The organism is Plantactinospora sp. GCM10030261 (genome assembly GCF_042666615.1).
GTDB lineage: Bacteria > Actinomycetota > Actinomycetes > Mycobacteriales > Micromonosporaceae > KBS50.
Genome location: NZ_JBHTDD010000024.1, coordinates 61,370 through 76,308, shown reverse-complemented (window position 1 = coordinate 76,308; position 14,939 = coordinate 61,370). Strand labels below are relative to the sequence as shown.

16 protein-coding genes are annotated in these 14,939 nt (G+C 70.9%); 7 read left to right on the top strand and 9 right to left on the bottom strand.

Features of this window, described 5'->3' with window-relative positions:
- Positions 1–29 precede the first annotated feature (29 nt).
- The 3 genes from ACFQUZ_RS24545 to ACFQUZ_RS24535 all read left to right on the top strand — a co-directional run bounded on the left by ACFQUZ_RS24545 (position 30) and on the right by ACFQUZ_RS24535 (position 3,256).
- Entirely contained in the window at positions 30–1,211 is a 1,182-nt protein-coding gene (locus ACFQUZ_RS24545) for an acetate kinase (RefSeq protein ID WP_377446205.1), read from the top strand.
- Positions 1,212–1,310: 99 nt separating this feature from the next.
- Positions 1,311–2,243, top strand: coding sequence for an alpha/beta hydrolase family protein (locus ACFQUZ_RS24540; RefSeq protein WP_377446204.1), 933 nt, complete (start codon positions 1,311–1,313; stop codon positions 2,241–2,243).
- 35 nt (positions 2,244–2,278) lie between these two features.
- Positions 2,279–3,256 (top strand): alpha/beta hydrolase family protein, encoded by a 978-nt coding sequence (locus tag ACFQUZ_RS24535; RefSeq protein WP_377446203.1) that lies wholly within the window; start codon positions 2,279–2,281, stop codon positions 3,254–3,256.
- 47 nt (positions 3,257–3,303) lie between these two features.
- On the opposite strand, the gene ACFQUZ_RS24530 is transcribed toward ACFQUZ_RS24535, so the two are convergent.
- The 4 genes from ACFQUZ_RS24530 to ACFQUZ_RS24515 all read right to left on the bottom strand — a co-directional run bounded on the left by ACFQUZ_RS24530 (position 3,304) and on the right by ACFQUZ_RS24515 (position 7,727).
- Positions 3,304–4,617, bottom strand: a complete 1,314-nt coding sequence (locus ACFQUZ_RS24530) for a hypothetical protein (protein WP_377446202.1) — start codon at positions 4,615–4,617, stop codon at positions 3,304–3,306.
- A 399-nt stretch (positions 4,618–5,016) separates the two neighbouring features.
- Entirely contained in the window at positions 5,017–5,979 is a 963-nt protein-coding gene (locus tag ACFQUZ_RS24525; RefSeq protein WP_377446201.1) for a zinc-binding dehydrogenase, read from the bottom strand.
- A 75-nt stretch (positions 5,980–6,054) separates the two neighbouring features.
- Positions 6,055–7,233 (bottom strand): NADP-dependent malic enzyme, encoded by a 1,179-nt coding sequence (locus ACFQUZ_RS24520; protein WP_377446199.1) that lies wholly within the window; start codon positions 7,231–7,233, stop codon positions 6,055–6,057.
- A gap of 143 nt (positions 7,234–7,376) precedes the next feature.
- Entirely contained in the window at positions 7,377–7,727 is a 351-nt protein-coding gene (locus tag ACFQUZ_RS24515; RefSeq protein WP_377446198.1) for a S24/S26 family peptidase, read from the bottom strand.
- 86 nt (positions 7,728–7,813) lie between these two features.
- On the opposite strand from ACFQUZ_RS24515, the gene sodN reads away from it, so the two are divergent.
- A complete protein-coding gene (gene sodN, locus ACFQUZ_RS24510; RefSeq protein WP_377446196.1) occupies positions 7,814–8,221 on the top strand; it encodes a superoxide dismutase, Ni in 408 nt (135 codons plus the stop codon).
- Between the two features lie 194 nt (positions 8,222–8,415).
- Complete coding sequence (locus ACFQUZ_RS24505; protein WP_377446194.1) at positions 8,416–8,823, top strand: ATP-binding protein; 408 nt, start codon at positions 8,416–8,418, stop codon at positions 8,821–8,823.
- A gap of 25 nt (positions 8,824–8,848) precedes the next feature.
- Here ACFQUZ_RS24505 and ACFQUZ_RS24500 read toward each other — a convergent pair whose 3' ends face one another.
- On the bottom strand, positions 8,849–9,235 hold the full coding sequence (locus ACFQUZ_RS24500) for a hypothetical protein (protein ID WP_377446193.1): 387 nt from the start codon (positions 9,233–9,235) through the stop codon (positions 8,849–8,851).
- Positions 9,236–9,277: 42 nt separating this feature from the next.
- Here ACFQUZ_RS24500 and ACFQUZ_RS24495 point away from each other — a divergent pair, with 42 nt between their 5' ends.
- Together ACFQUZ_RS24495 and ACFQUZ_RS24490 are read left to right on the top strand one after the other, a co-directional pair.
- Positions 9,278–10,222, top strand: coding sequence for a diacylglycerol/lipid kinase family protein (locus ACFQUZ_RS24495; RefSeq protein WP_377446192.1), 945 nt, complete (start codon positions 9,278–9,280; stop codon positions 10,220–10,222).
- A gap of 463 nt (positions 10,223–10,685) precedes the next feature.
- Positions 10,686–10,943, top strand: coding sequence for a WhiB family transcriptional regulator (locus ACFQUZ_RS24490; RefSeq protein ID WP_377446269.1), 258 nt, complete (start codon positions 10,686–10,688; stop codon positions 10,941–10,943).
- 127 nt (positions 10,944–11,070) lie between these two features.
- Here ACFQUZ_RS24490 and ACFQUZ_RS24485 read toward each other — a convergent pair whose 3' ends face one another.
- The 4 genes from ACFQUZ_RS24485 to ACFQUZ_RS24470 all read right to left on the bottom strand — a co-directional run bounded on the left by ACFQUZ_RS24485 (position 11,071) and on the right by ACFQUZ_RS24470 (position 14,711).
- Entirely contained in the window at positions 11,071–11,844 is a 774-nt protein-coding gene (locus ACFQUZ_RS24485) for a sirohydrochlorin chelatase (RefSeq protein ID WP_377446267.1), read from the bottom strand.
- 92 nt (positions 11,845–11,936) lie between these two features.
- On the bottom strand, positions 11,937–12,830 hold the full coding sequence (locus tag ACFQUZ_RS24480; RefSeq protein ID WP_377446191.1) for a phosphoadenylyl-sulfate reductase: 894 nt from the start codon (positions 12,828–12,830) through the stop codon (positions 11,937–11,939).
- Positions 12,823–12,993, bottom strand: coding sequence for a hypothetical protein (locus tag ACFQUZ_RS24475; protein WP_377446190.1), 171 nt, complete (start codon positions 12,991–12,993; stop codon positions 12,823–12,825). The genes ACFQUZ_RS24480 and ACFQUZ_RS24475 overlap by 8 nt, the downstream gene beginning before the upstream one ends.
- The gene (locus tag ACFQUZ_RS24470) at positions 12,990–14,711 is read right to left on the bottom strand and encodes a nitrite/sulfite reductase (RefSeq protein WP_377446189.1); all 1,722 of its coding nucleotides are present in this window, start codon (positions 14,709–14,711) and stop codon (positions 12,990–12,992) included. The genes ACFQUZ_RS24475 and ACFQUZ_RS24470 overlap by 4 nt, the downstream gene beginning before the upstream one ends.
- Between the last annotated feature and the right edge of the window lie 228 nt (positions 14,712–14,939).

The window sequence follows — 14,939 nt, the reverse complement described above, 5'->3', positions numbered from 1 at the left end:
GCCGCTCCGGCGGTGAATGAGGTGGACCGGTGAGCCGGGTTCTGGTGCTCAACTGCGGCTCGTCATCGGTCAAGTACCGGCTCCACGACGCGGACGCGGTCCGCGAGGCACTGACGGACCCGACCCGGCCGGCCGCACCCGGCCTGGCCGGCGGGCTGGTGGAACGGATCGGCGAGCCGGACGGCGGCCCGGCGGACCACGCGGCGGCGCTGCGCCAGGTCATGGACCAGTTGGACCTGGCAGACCTGGTGGCGGTGGGCCACCGGGTGGTGCACGGCGGCACCCGGTTTACCGAACCGACCCTGATCGACGACGCGGTGCTTACCGAGATCCGCGACCTGGTGCCGCTGGCTCCGCTGCACAATCCGGCCAATCTCGCCGGCATCGAGGTGGCCCGCCGGACGCTGCCCGGCGTGCCACAGGTGGCCGTGTTCGACACCGCCTTCCACCAAACCATGCCGGAGGCCGCCGCGACCTACGCGATCGACGCGGCCACCGCCGAGCGCCATCAGATCCGCCGGTACGGCTTCCACGGCACGTCACACGCGTACGTCTCACGACGCACCGCCGCGCTGCTGAACCGACCGTACGAGGAGATCAACACGATCACCCTGCACCTGGGGAACGGTGCCAGCGCGTGCGCGGTCGCCGCCGGCCGGAGCGTGGCTACCTCGATGGGCATGTCACCGCTGGAAGGACTGGTGATGGGCACCCGCAGCGGTGACGTCGACCCGACTGTCGTGTTCCACCTGCGCCGGGCCGCCGGGATGGCGGTGGACGAGATCGACAACCTGCTCAACCATCGCAGCGGTCTGCTCGGCCTCAGCGGGGTGAACGACATGCGCAAGGTGCTACGCCGCCGAGCCGCCGGTGACCCTGGCGCGAGCCTCGCCTTCGACGTCTACTGCCGCCGCGTCCGGTCCTACGTCGGGGCGTACTACGCGCTGCTCGGGCGGCTGGACGCGATCACCTTCACGGCCGGGGTGGGCCAGCACGCCGCGGCGGTGCGAGCCGAGGCCCTGGACGGCCTGGACCGGCTCGGCATCGCGGTGGACCCGGCGCGCAACGCGGGCAGCGGTGATCGGCTGATCTCACCGCCCGAGGCACCGGTCGCGACCTGCGTGGTGGCCACGGACGAGGAATGGGAGATCGCCCGGGGGACGCTGGGTGTCGTCACCGGGGGCCTCACGCCCGGTGCGTCGGGACGTTGACACGTGCCTCTTCCCGCACCGGAAACGACGGTAAGGTGCCCTTCCTTCTGACCGGAAAGCTGGCCAAACCGGGTTCGTCAGCCCCTACCGTTGGTGGCGATGGACATGAAAATTGCTCGGGTAGCGCTCAGTGCCACCCTTGTGGCGATCACGCTGAGTGGCTGTGGGGCGGCGGTGTCCGCCTCCACGGCCACCCCCGCCGCCGCGGTGACCGCCGCGCCGACCAGGACCTTCCCGGTCGGCGTGCGGACCCTCACGCTGGACCGGGGCGCTGACCGCCCGCTACCCACCACCATCTGGTACCCGGCCGGAAGTGGTCGGCTCGGGCAGCCGCCCGTCCCCGCGCTCCCGATGGCGCCCGGGCGGTTCCCACTGGTCCTCTTCAGTCACGGCCTGCACAGCCTCCCCGAGTACCACGTTCACATGGCCAGCCGGTGGGCCGCCGCCGGTTTCGTGGTCGCCGCCCCGGCCTACCCGCGAACCAACCGGCGCACGAAGCACTTCAGCCGCGCCGACGTCCGCAACCAGCCCGCCGACGCCCGGTTGGTGATCCAACGGATCGGTGTGCTGGACACCCGCCCCGGGGACCTGTTCGCCGGGCACCTCGCGATGGACCGGATCGCCGCGGCCGGGCATTCGGCCGGCGGCTACACGACGGCTGGCCTGTTCGGGCCCGACCACTCCGCCAGGTTCCGGGCGGGAGTCATCATTTCCGGCGGAGGTATGTCCGGTTCCTCCTTCGGCGGGCCACCGGCCGCACTGCTGTACGTGCATGGTGACAAGGACCCGACCGTTCCGCTCCGCAGGGGGCGGGCCGCCTTCGACCGGACGCCCTGGCCCAAGGCGTTCCTCACCCTCGCCGGCCAGAACCACGGCGCCTTCCTGGCGCCCGGCCGGACCGGCTTCACCGAGACGATGGCGGCGACCACCGACTTCCTCCGCTGGCGGTTGTACGGCGACGAGGCCGCCAGGGAGCGGCTGGTCGCCTCTGTAAGCAGGTCGGGGCGGACCACGCTGGAGACTCGGCTCTGACGGGCCGGCTCGCGGAGCGAGGCACAATCGAGACCATGCGCCCTCGCCGTACCGCAGCCGCCGTGATCCTCACGCTGCTCGCCGTGACCGCCGGAGCGTGCTCGACCGAGCCCGAGCGGCGGCCGGTCACCCCCGCCCCGACGACCGGCGCGCCGCCCGGTGGCGCGCCGCGATCCAGCGGTCCACCCGTCGGCGAGGCTCCGGACCGGCCGTTCGCGGTCGGACTTCGCGAACTTCGGGTGAGTCGCGAGGGGCGACCGCTGCCGATAAGCATCTGGTACCCGGCGGCCGGCCGGGCCGGTGGCTCACCCGAACAGAACCTCCGTCCGGCCGCCGGCCGGTTTCCGGTGGTGTTGTTCAGTCACGGCCTGACCGCCCGGCCGGGTGACTACCAGCGGCTGCTCGCCGGCTGGACGGCGGCCGGGTTCGTCGTGGCCGCGCCCCGATACCCGTACACCAGCCGCGATTCCGCCGAGATCAACGTTCTGGACGTGCTCAACCAGCCGGCGGACGCCTCGTACGCGCTGACCCGGGTGCTCGATCTCGACCGGCGCGACGGTGATCCGCTGCGCGGCCGGCTGGCCACGGACCGGGTGGCGGCGGCGGGCCACTCGGCGGGCGGCGTCACCACCGTGGGGCTGTTCACGGCCGGCCGGGACGACCGGTTGGACGCCGGCATCGTGCTGGCCGGCAGCGCGCTCGGCGTCGGTACGGCGTTCGCGGGTTCGGCGGCACCGCAGTTGTTCGTGCACGGTCAGCGGGACGACGTGGTGTCGTACGCCGCCGGGCGGGCGGCGTACGAGGCGGTCCCCTGGCCCAAGGCGATGCTCAGCCTGCCGGACGGCGATCACGGCGGCTCGCTGACGCGCGTCGGCAACCGGGCATTCCCGGTGGTGGCCACGAGCACGGCGGACTTCCTGCGCTGGACGCTCTACGGCGACCAGGCCGCCCGCGAGCGGTTGCCACGGGACGCGGTCCGCGGCGGTCTGGCCACCCTCGACGACCGGCTGTAACACCACCGTCGGGTCGACCAGACCGCCGCGAGCGGGCGGAGCGCGAGTCAGCCGAGTACGGCGAGCCGGGTGTCGGCCCAGACGTTGGTCGCCCGGTCCCAGGTGACCCCGGGATGGTTGTAGTTCCGGACGGCGCCGTACCGGCAGTTCCGTCCGAACACGTTGCCCGCGAACCGGATGTTGCGCCCGTTGGTGTTGTCGCTGATGTTGACCGAGAAGTTTCCACCGTTGCAGTAGTTGTTCTCGAAGATCAGATTGTCCACCCTGGGAGCGAGGTCGGAGCCGGCCATCAGGCAGGCGTTGTTCGGGTCGTTCATGGCCGGGTTGTACGCCTCCAACGTGTTGCGCCGGACCACCATGTTCACCGCGCCGGTGGTCTGCAGGGCATCGTTGTGGGAGCTGCCCACCCGGATCAGGTGGTGGATCCAGGAGTCCTCGACGACTGTGTTGTTGCCGAGCCGGGGGCCGTCGATCACGTTCCTGATCTCGGTGCGGCGGACCGTGTAGCCATCGCAGCAGACAGCCGCCGAGGTCCGGCCCAACCCGTCGATCTCCACGTCCTCCACCAGGAGATTGGTCGCGCCGGGCATCGTCCGGATCGCGTAGGTGCTTCCACACCGGATGCGGGACTTGCGGATGACGACGTTGTCGGCCGTCACGATCACGCACCCGTTCACGTCGAGTCCGCTGATGACCTGTCCGTTGGTGGCCACGGTGATCGAACCGGAGGCGCGCAGGGGCGTGCCGGCCGGCACCCCGGTGGTCGCCGCGCTCGGGAAGTTGACCGCCGCCGCCGTACCGACTCCCGTGGCACCGGCTCCCGGTGAGTCGGCCTCCGGCGGATCGTCACCGGCGGCAGCCTCCGGCGCGATGCCGGCCGCTTCCCGGGCCATGGCTGACGCGTCGGACGCGGACCCGGCTCCGGACTCCGCTGGCGTGGCCGGCGCGGCAGCCAGGTCGGCGCCCGTCTTCACCGGCTTGCCGTTCCAGGTCGAGTCGACGATCGTCGCGGGCGCCGCCGGCTCGTACCGGAAACCACCTGCGCAGTTGTACAGGTGCACGTCACGCGCGGTGTAGTTTCCGAATACCACGCCGACGGTCGCCGGCCCCGTGCAGTAAATCTTCGTGTCTTCTATAACGGTTCCCGACGCTCCATCGAAAACTCGCAGAGCATAATTACCACCGTATCGGATAACGGAGTTGCGGATAACGACGCGATCCGCCTTGACGTGAATGTAACCGTTCACCTGCTGACCATCCAGGACGGTCCCGTCCCTGGTCACCGTGATCGAGCCACCTCGCTCGGTGGCGACTGCCACACCGACCCCCGCTCCGAGCAGGCCAGTTACCGCGATGGCCACGATCAGGGAGCGCGGTGTCCGCAGCCGACTCCACGAGGGACGACGAGACGGACGTACCGCGCTGTGCGCCGCGAGAGATCTCAAGATTGGTTCCCTTCGGATTTATATTGTCGAGCTTCGCTTTAGCAGCGAGCACTCTACCGGCCGAAAAGGACCTTGAAATAAGATCGAAATCGGATCACGAAGGGAAACTTTGGTGCCGTTCAAGTAATCTTTTGCGGTTGCTTAGGTCAGGGTTGGCCGAGGCTTAGATCGGCGTGTCGGGCAGGGTGACCCGCGGAGAAACGTCCCGATTTTCGGATGATGAGCACCGCGTGTCGAGGTTGTCGCGACCGCCACCGGTCCCAGACCGCTACCGGCCCCAGACCGCTACCGGCCCCGGCCGGGCGAGCGACGGGCTCAGGCCGAGTGGTCGACGACCACCTTGCCGAAGACGTCACCCGAATGCAGCCGGGCGAACGCGTCCTGGACCCGGGAGAACGGGACGACCTCGTCCACCACCGGCCGGATGCCGCGATCGACGCAGAGTTGGAGCAGCTCGGCGAGTTCCCCCGGAGTGCCCATCGAGGTGCCGACGATCTCCAGTTGCATGGCGAACACCCGGCGGAGATTCACCGTGGCGTTGTGTCCGGCGGTCGCGCCCGACACCACGATCCGCGCGCCCGGTGCCGCCGACTTCAGCGAGTGGTCGAAGGTCGCCGCACCCACCGTTTCGATCACCACGTCGACCCGCTCCGGCAGTCGCGCGCCCGGCTCGACGGCCGTCGCCCCCAGTTCGGCGATCCGGTCGCGCTTCCCGGCGTCCCGGCTGGTCGCGTATACCCGCTTGCCGAGCGCCAGGCCCAGAACCACCGCCGCTGTCGCCACCCCACCACCCGCGCCTTGGACGAGCACGGCGTCGGCTTCGGCCACCCGTCCCTTCGTGGTCAGCATCCGATACGCCGTCAGCCACGCGGTGGGCAGGCAGGCCACATCGGCGAAGGACAGCTCGGCGGGCTTGGGCACGAGGTTGTCCCGCGGCACGGCGACCCGCTCGGCCAACGTGCCCTGGTGATGCTCGGAGAGGATCGACATGCCGCGCGGATCGTCCGGATCCACCACGATCGGGTACACGACGACCTCGTTGCCGTCCGGATCGACGCCCGCCGCGTCGCAGCCGAGAATCATCGGCAACCGCTCGGCGGCCAGTCCGACGCCGCGCAGCGACCAGATGTCGTGGTGGTTCAACGAGGACGCCTGGACCCGTACCGTCACCCAGTCCGGATCCGGCAGGACCGGCTCGGGCCGGTCCCCCACGACCAGTCCGGCGAGCGGGTTGTCGGCGTCGAACGAGCTGGCGTAGGCGGCACGCATGATCCGCACGCTAGCAGCGCCACCCCGCCGACGCACCTCCGCGCCACCCAGGCGCGGGTTCCATGGCCGACGCGGCTTCCCGCGTCACGCGCGGGCCATGCCGTCCCGGCGCGCCGCCTCGGCCACGGCTTCCGCCACGGCCGGCGCGACCCGGGGATCGAGGGGTGACGGCACGATGGCGTCGGCCCGCAGGTCGTCACCGACCACCTGGGCGATCGCGTCCGCCGCCGCCACCTTCATACCCTCGGAGATGCCGGTGGCCCGGGCACCGAGCGCCCCCCGGAAGACGCCGGGGAAGGCCAGCACGTTGTTGATCTGATTGGGATAGTCGCTCCGGCCGGTGGCTACCACGGCGGCGTACCGGGCAGCGACTTCCGGGTGGACCTCCGGGGTGGGATTCGCCAGGGCGAAGACGATCCCGCCGGGGGCCATGCCGGCCACCGCCGACTCCGGAATCCGCCCACCGGAGACTCCGATGAGCACATCGGCGCCGCGCAGTGCGGCGGCGACGTCCCCCGTTCGACCGGCGGCGTTCGTGAGTTCCGCCAACTCCGCCTTGACCGACGTCAGCCGGTCCCGGTCCCGGTGGATGATCCCACTGGAATCACAGATCACCAGCTCCGCCGGGTCCACCCCACCGGCCACCAACATCCTGCTCACCGCGACTCCGGCTGCCCCGGCCCCACTGATGACCACCTTGAGGTCGCCCAGCTTGCGGTTGAGCAGCGCGGCGGCGTTGCGCAGCGCGGCGAGCACCACGATCGCGGTGCCGTGCTGGTCGTCGTGGAACACCGGGATAGGCAACGACTCGTCGAGCCGTCGCTCGATCTCGAAGCAGCGCGGTGCGCTGATGTCCTCCAGGTTGATGCCCCCGAACGACGGCGCCAGCGCCGTGACCGTCGCGATGATCTCCTCGGTGTCCTGGGTGTCGAGGCAGATCGGCACGGCATCCACGCCGGCGAACTGCTTGAACAGCACTGCCTTGCCCTCCATCACCGGCAGCGCCGCGCGCGGACCGATGTTGCCGAGCCCGAGCACCGCGGTGCCGTCGGTGACGACCGCGACGGTGTGCGACACCCAGGTGTAGTCGTCGACCAGGCCCGGCTCGGCGGCGATCGCCTCACAGACCCGCGCCACGCCGGGCGTGTAGGCCAGGGACAGGTCCTCGCGGGTGGCCAGCGGGATCGTGGCGGCCACGGCCATCTTGCCGCCGCGGTGCAGGGCGAAGACCGGATCCGACGGATCCACGGTCGAGGAAGGCATCGGTGACTCCAACGGGCGTCGAACGGAGGAGAACCCGTCGGCACGACGCCGGATCGGCGATGCCGGACGGTGCGGGACAGGGGGTCACCCGGACATGTTCCTGGGAGCATAGTGGTGGGCGAGCTGGCTGCCTGTGAGCAGGGTCATACCCGACGGTAACCCGCGAACCACCGCGGTGCGGGCCAGTACCGCAGCACCACCCGACCGAGCACGTCAGCCACCCCGTAGGCCCGGGAGTCGTCGGTGGCCACGTCGTTGTCGCCGGTCAGCCACCAGCCACCGGCGCGCGGCTCCACGGCCCGCTTGACCACCACGAGCCCGGGCCGGCTCCGGAACTCGGCGACGACCAGGTCGCCCGGCCGCACCCGGCGCTCGCCCCGGCGGACCAGCAACGCGTCCCCGGACCTGAGGGTGGGCGCCATCGAGGGCCCCCGGACCAGGACGGTGAACACCGGTCCCGGCGGGACCGCCGGCCCCCCGTGCCGCGTCGACATCAGGTTTTCCCTCCGTGCCACTGGGGACGTAGAGCCAGGAGTAGTGTTCGCCCTGGATCATCGCAAACATCCCCAGGAGGGTCCTGATGCGACTTCCCCGCATCCTCACGCCACGTTTTGTTGTCAGCGCCCACTGCGACCTGCCCTGCGGTGTGTACGACCCGGCGCAGGCCCGGATCGAGGCGGAGTCAGTGAAGGCGATATGCGAGAAGTACCAGGCCAACACCGACCCCGAGTTCCGCACCCGGGCGCTGATCATCAAGGAGCAGCGCGCCGAGTTGGTCAAGCACCACCTCTGGGTGCTGTGGACGGACTACTTCAAGCCCAACCATTTCGAGAAGTACCCGCACCTGCACCAGCTTTTCAACGAGGCGACCAAGCTGGCCGGCGGTGGCGGCGGCGCCAAGGCGTCGACCGACCCGGCGAAGGCTGGCGAGTTGCTGGCCAAGATCGACGAGATCGCGAAGATCTTCTGGGAGACCAAGCAGGCGTAGGAACGGGCGACGCGACACCAGCACCATGAAGAGGGCTCCCGGTCGACGCATGGCGTCGACCGGGAGCCCTCTTCCACCAACAGGCCGGTGCGGCCGGGGCCTTCCCTACCGACAGGGCGGTGCGGCCGGGGCCTCCTTACCGACAGGCCGGTGCGGCCGGGCACCCGGTAGAGTCCGGCCCAGGGGGTGCCCACGTGACACACATGACCACGCAGCCGACCACGGACGACGATGTCGTGCTGTTGACGGTGCCCGCCGACGGCGGCTATCTGAGCGTGCTGCGGACCGCCACCGCCGGGCTCGCCGCCCGGCTGCACTTCGCCCTCGATGAGATCGAGGACCTGCGCATCGCCGTGGACGAAGCGTGCGCCATGCTGCTCGCGGTCGCCGGCCGCGACGCGGAGCTGCGCTGCCGGTTCGCGGTGACCGAGAACGCCCTCACTGTCGAGGTCACCGTGCCGACGAAGCGCGGCGCCACCCTGCCTCCGGAGTCGTCGTTCGCCTGGAAGGTGTTGACCGCGCTCACCACCTCGGCTCGGGCCACCACGACCGGCGAGGCGGCGACGATCGCCCTGCTGACCCGCCGCGCCGCAGGACGCTGACCGCCGCCACAGTGCGGGCGCCAGGTCACCGCACGCCCAACGCCCGCGTCGTCGCCGGACTGACCAGCAGGAAACACACGGTCGCGCCGAGGACAATCAGCGGCAGTCCCAGCCAGGCCAACCCTGCCATCGTCATGAAGTAGCCGACCGGGAACAGCATGAACTGCAACACGATCACGGGTGCCCGGGCCGCGGGCCGTCGACGAGCGAGGGCGGTGCCAAGCAGCCACAGCACGACCGCGCCAGCCACCGCGAACGCCGTGACGATCAACGCCGAGGTCAGGTCGACCGCCGTCGCCGTCAGATCGGCGTACAAAAGATAGGCGGCCACCGCCCCGACACCCACCGCCTCGATCCTGAGTAGCCGGATCGCCCACCGCAGCGGACCCGGCAGGTTGTCGTCGGTGGTCACGAGCGAACGATACCGCGCGCCTGGAGAGGTACAGTGCCGCCCATGCGGGCCGTACTGGTGGTCAATCCGAAGGCCACCACCACCAACGAGCGCAGCCGGGACGTCCTCGTCCGTGCGTTGCGCAGCGAGGTCGACCTCGCGGTGCGATACACCCGGCGGCGCGGCCACGGCGCCGCCCTGGCGCGGGAGGCGGTACGCGACGGGGTGGACCTGGTCGTCACGCTGGGCGGCGACGGCACCGTCAACGAGGTGGTCAACGGCCTGATGTCGGCGCACCCGGCAGGTTCCGACAGCGAGCCGCTGGCGCACCGGCTGCCGGCGCTGGCGGTGGTGCCCGGCGGATCCACAAACGTGTTCGCCCGGGCCCTGGGCCTCCCTCGGGAGTGGGCGGACGGCACGAGCGTGATCCTCGATTCGTTGCGGGCCGGGCGCTCCCGCACGATCGGACTGGGCCGGGCCGATGAGCGCTATTTCACGTTCTGCGCGGGGTTCGGCCTCGACGCCGCGGTCGTCCGCCGGGTGGAACGCGCCCGGCATCGGGGCCGGGTGTCGAGTCCCACCCTCTATCTGAGCGCGTTTCTCCGGCAGTATCTGGTCGGCCCCGAGCGTCGACAGCCGTCGATCGCGCTGGAGCGGCCGGATGAGCGGGCCGACGACCTGGCTACTGTCATCGTTCAGAACACGGCGCCGTGGACGTTCATCGGCGATCGGCCGCTGCACCCGAACCCGCACGCCTCCTTCGACCTCGGGCTCGACGTGTTCGCCATTCGTCGGCTCCATGTACCCAGTGCCACACGCACTGTGACGCAGGTCCTGCGGGGACACCCCGATCCGCACGGCGGCCAGTTGCTACGACTACATGATCTCGATGAATTCACCCTGGTGGCGGCGCGTCCACAGGCGTTCCAGCTCGATGGCGACTACCTTGGCGAGCGGGACAAGGTACGGTTTACCTCCGTCACGAAGGCACTTAGAGTAATCTGCTGACCCGTGGGTACCGCTAACTCCGTCGATACCCGGGACGGTCACCGACCGCGCGGGTAGGGGACCAGAGGGTAGCGGAGGAGGACGACGAGTGCCGGAAATGCCAGCGATGTGCCGCGCATCGTACTATATTGATTCTCGGCTGTGCCAGCCAGGGGCCCGCGATGGACGACGATTCGGACAAAACGGCCGTGAGCTAGCTCACCCGCCCAGAGTTTTCCGAGCGTTACTCTTGACATCGCTGGAGTTCGTGAAAGCATTCACAAGCAAAGTTAATACCCGGGACATGGCACCTGACGTGCGCGCGGACAGGCGTTCACCGAAACCGAGTCCCTTGGCTTAACGGCCTGCTCACGCGCTGCTGAGCGGACGGATGCATTCCGTCGCGATCTGCATTGCGGACGCATATAAGAAAAGCACCAAAGAAAGCACCGCCACCCATCCAAGAACGAGGAGTGTTGCCGCCATGGACTGGCGCCACCATGCTGCCTGCCGCGACGAGGACCCGGAGCTGTTCTTCCCGATCGGGACGTCCGGCCCCGCGCTCCTGCAGGTCGAGCAGGCCAAGGCCGTCTGCCGGCGCTGCTCCGTGACCGACGAGTGCCTGCGGTGGGCGCTCGAGTCCGGTCAGGACGCCGGCGTCTGGGGCGGGATGAGCGAAGAGGAGCGGCGCGCCGTCAAGCGCCGCGGCGGCCTCCGGGTCCTGCGCGCTCACACCGTCTGAACCACCCCAAGCCAACGAACGCCCCGGGAGATGCCTCCCGGGGCGTTCGGCCGTCCCGCCCCGCCCCCTTTTCTCGTCGATCTAGGGCAGATGGTCGTGAATAGAGATCGAACAACGACCATCTGCCCTAGATCGACGAGGAGGGGGGTGGGGCGGTGGCGCGGGTGAGGACCAGGTGGGCTACCTCGTCAGCAGCCTCCAGCGGGGCGCTCACCGCGACCGCCCCGCCCGCCCGTGCCGAGTCCGCCGCCACCCCGTAGAGCCGCCCGGGTGCCAGGAAGTAACCCGCCATCGCCACTCGCGGGGCTCCGGCGGAGCGCAGGTGCCGCACCGCCTCCGCCGGCGTCGGGGAGGCCGCCGAGGCGTACGCGGAGACACACGACACCCCCCATGCCGCACCGAGCGCGCTTGCCACCTGGTCGACGGCCCCGCGGGCGCGGGCGTCCCGGGTGCCGGCGGCCGCCAGCACGAGCCCGTCGACCGCACCCGGCTCGACCCCGGCCTCCATCAGGCGGCGGGTCAGCGCCATGATCAGCAGTTCGTCCACCGGCCCCCCGTCCGGACCGAGCACCTCCGCCAGCCGTACGGGGATCCGTAGTCCGGCCGCGCGGGCCGCCGCGACAACGTCGGGGATGTCGACCCGGCGGTGGTAGGCAGCGGTGAGCAGCAACGGCACCATGGTCGCCCGGTCGTGTCCGGCCTCCTCCAGCGCGTGCAGCACGTCACCGGGACGGGGCCCGGCATGGTCCAGGTAGCTCGACCAGACCGGCGTACCGGCGCTGACCGAGCGCACCGCTTCGGCAAGCGCCTCGGTGGCCAGCGCCGCCCGCGGGTCGCGGCTGCCGTGCGCCACTAGCACGACAGGCGTGCGGCCGAGCCGGACCGCCGTGCGGTCCAGCATGACCGGCGTGCGATCGGCAGCGCCAGCCGACAGCGGCACGCCAGCCGACACCGGCACGACTTCCGGTCGGGCCGCGGGTGGCGCGTACGCGGTCATGTGTGCAGCCCGCACTCGGTCTTGTCGAACATCGCCCACCGACCCGCCCGGGGGTCCTCGCCCGCCTTGGTCCGCCGGGTGCATGGCCAGCACCCGATCGACGCGTAGCCCTGCCGGAACAGCTCGTTCACCGGCACGTTCCAGCGGGAGACGTACCGGTCCACGTCCGCCTGGGTCCACGCCGCGATCGGGTTCACCTTGACCTTGCGCCGTCGCTCGTCGAACCCGACCACCGGGGTGTTGGCCCGGGTCGGCGACTCGTCCCGGCGCAGCCCGGCGGCCCACGCGTCGTAGTCGGCCAGCGCCCGCTCCAGCGGCTCCACCTTGCGCAGCGCGCAGCACTCGTCCGGCGCCCGGTTGAACAGCCGCGGGCCGTACTCGCCGTCCTGCTGCCCGACGGTCAGCCGGGGCCGGATCGAGCGGACCCGGACCGGCAGCGTCCGGGCCACCGTGTCGCGCACCCTGAGCGTCTCCGGAAAGTGCAGGCCCGTGTCGAGGAACACCACGTCGACACCGGGTGCCACCCGCGACACCAGGTGGGCGAGGACCGCGTCGGCCATCGAACTGGTCACGCAGAACCGCCCGCCGAACGTGTGCGCCGCCCATTCAGCGATCCGTTCGGCCGGCGCGTCCGCCAGGTCGCGGGCGGCCCGGTCGGCGAGCGACCGCAGTTCGTCCGGCGACCGCCGGTCGGGGTCGGCGGCCGGCGCGTCCGGGGAACCGGCCCGCGCCGACGCGTCCCCGGAACCGGCCCGCGCCGGCGCGTCCCCGGAACCGGCCGCCACGGCCCGGGGCCCGGTCGCCGCGCCGTCGAGCGGCCGCCGCCCGGCCGGGTCGAGGCTGATCAATCCGAGTCCGGTCGCCGCGGTCAGGATTGGCCGGTCACTCATCGGAACCTCCCACCGCGGAGGCGAGCAGGCCGGCGAAGCGCACCGAGAAGACCCGGGCGCAGCCGTGGCACTCCCAGGCTCCGTGCGCGTCGGCGTTCGGCCGCAGGTCCTCCTCCCCGCAGTACGGGCAGTACAACGGAACGGCTCGGCTCTCGGTTGTCATCGCAGCTCCTCCTCATCGGCCCGGACCACCCATTCGGCGAACGACTCGGCACCGGCCCGGCCGGCCAGGTACCGCCGAGCCAGCCGCTCGACGTACCCGGGCAGCTCCGCCGCGGTCGTCTTGAGGCCGCGTGGCTTGCGGCCGAACCCGGCGGTCTGCCCGGTCGCCATGCCGAGCCCGCCGCCGAGGTGCACCTGGAACCCCTCCACCTGCCGGCCGTCCGGCCCCATCACGAGCTGGCCCTTGAGCCCGATGTCGGCGGTCTGGGTGCGGGCGCAGGCGTTGGGGCAGCCGTTGAGGTGGATGGAGATCTCCGCGTCCCGCAGGTCCGCGTCGGCGAGTCGTTCCTCCAACCGGGCGACCAGCTCCGCGCCGCGGGCCTTGGTCTCCACGATCGCCAGCTTGCAGAACTCGATGCCGGTGCAGGCCATGGTGCCGCGCCGCCAGACCGACGGTTTGGCCTCCAGGCCGATCTCGCGCAGCGCCACCACCAGCTCCTCGGTCCGCTCCGGCAGCACGTCGAGGACCAGCAGCTTCTGGTACGGCGTGAGTCGCACCCGGCCACTGCCGTAGCGCTCCGCCAGGTCGGCGAGCTGGGCGAGCTGGGCGCCGGAGGTGCGGCCGACCACCGGGGCCACTCCCACGTACCGTCGACCGTCGACCTGCCGGTGCACGCCGATGTGGTCGACCGGGTTCGCCGGCAGCACGGGCGGCGGACCGTCCAGCAGCGTCCGGCCCAGGTACTCCTTCTCCAGCACCTCCCGGAACCGCTCGATGCCCCAGTCGGCGATCAGGAACTTGAGCCGCGCCCGGTGGCGCAGCCGGCGGTAGCCGTAGTCACGGAAGATGCCGATCACCCCGGCCCACACGTCCGGCACCTCGGCCAGCGGCACCCACACCCCGACCCGCTTCGCCAGCATCGGGTTGGTGCTCAGGCCACCGCCGACCCAGAGGTCGAAGCCGGGTCCGTGCTCGGGGTGCTCGGAGCCGAGGAACGAGACGTCGTTCACCTCGTACGGGGTATCGGCCAGCCAGGAGATCGACGACTTGAATTTGCGGGGCAGGTTGGAGAAGTCGGGACTGCCCACGAACTGCCGGACGATCTCGTCGATCGCCGGGGTGGCGTCGACCTTCTCGTCCTCGGCCACACCGGCCACCGGGCTGCCCAACACCACCCGAGGCGAGTCGCCGCACGCCTCGGTGGTCTGCAGGCCCACCGTCTCCAGCCGCCGCCAGATCTCCGGCACGTCCTCGATGCGTACCCAGTGGAGCTGGATGTTCTGCCGGTCGGTGATGTCGGCGGTGTCCCTGGCGTACCGGCGGGAGATCTCGGCGATGGTCCGCAGCTGGGCCTGGTCGAGCTGGCCGCCGTCGACCCGGACCCGGAGCATGAAGTACTCGTCCTCCAGCTCGTGGGGTTCGAGCACCGCCGTGCGACCACCGTCGATACCGGCCTTGCGTTGGGTGTAGAGGCCCCACCAGCGGAACCGCCCGCGCAGGTCGGCCGGGTCGATGGACGCGAAGCCCCGGTGCGCATAGATGTTCTCGATCCGGGCGCGCACGTTGAGCGGATCGTCGTCCTTTTTCGTCCGCTCGTTGGCGTTTAGCGGTTCACGATGTCCCAACGCCCACTGGCCTTCGCCCCGGACCCGCTTGGCGGGCCGCGGTCGGGCGGTCGGTGGGGGTTCCGGGGCTGTCGCGGTGCTGCTGACCACCATCGCTTTGTCCTCCGTGGGTCCCGCGCTGGGCGGATTGACGGACGTGACTGGTGCGACGGCCTACCCGTCGGCAGACGGGAGAGACAGCGATGTCGGGGACCGGCGCGCGGCACGCCCGGAACGGAAAGGGTCCTCAGGCGTCAGATGCCCGGACAGATCGCGCTGCGCACGCGGCCGTAGTCGACGTGGCGGCGGGCCACGAAACGGCGCTCTATGGCGGCGGTCATG

Coding starts and splice junctions, on each gene's coding strand:
- ACFQUZ_RS24515 (WP_377446198.1), bottom strand. CDS start 7,727: ATGTCGACGCGGCACGGGGGGCCGGCGGTCCCGCCGGGACCGGTGTTC.
- ACFQUZ_RS24540 (WP_377446204.1), top strand. CDS start 1,311: ATGGACATGAAAATTGCTCGGGTAGCGCTCAGTGCCACCCTTGTGGCG.
- ACFQUZ_RS24490 (WP_377446269.1), top strand. CDS start 10,686: ATGGACTGGCGCCACCATGCTGCCTGCCGCGACGAGGACCCGGAGCTG.
- ACFQUZ_RS24535 (WP_377446203.1), top strand. CDS start 2,279: ATGCGCCCTCGCCGTACCGCAGCCGCCGTGATCCTCACGCTGCTCGCC.
- ACFQUZ_RS24520 (WP_377446199.1), bottom strand. CDS start 7,233: ATGCCTTCCTCGACCGTGGATCCGTCGGATCCGGTCTTCGCCCTGCAC.
- ACFQUZ_RS24475 (WP_377446190.1), bottom strand. CDS start 12,993: ATGACAACCGAGAGCCGAGCCGTTCCGTTGTACTGCCCGTACTGCGGG.
- sodN (WP_377446196.1), top strand. CDS start 7,814: ATGCGACTTCCCCGCATCCTCACGCCACGTTTTGTTGTCAGCGCCCAC.
- ACFQUZ_RS24470 (WP_377446189.1), bottom strand. CDS start 14,711: ATGGTGGTCAGCAGCACCGCGACAGCCCCGGAACCCCCACCGACCGCC.
- ACFQUZ_RS24495 (WP_377446192.1), top strand. CDS start 9,278: ATGCGGGCCGTACTGGTGGTCAATCCGAAGGCCACCACCACCAACGAG.
- ACFQUZ_RS24485 (WP_377446267.1), bottom strand. CDS start 11,844: ATGCTGGACCGCACGGCGGTCCGGCTCGGCCGCACGCCTGTCGTGCTA.
- ACFQUZ_RS24480 (WP_377446191.1), bottom strand. CDS start 12,830: ATGAGTGACCGGCCAATCCTGACCGCGGCGACCGGACTCGGATTGATC.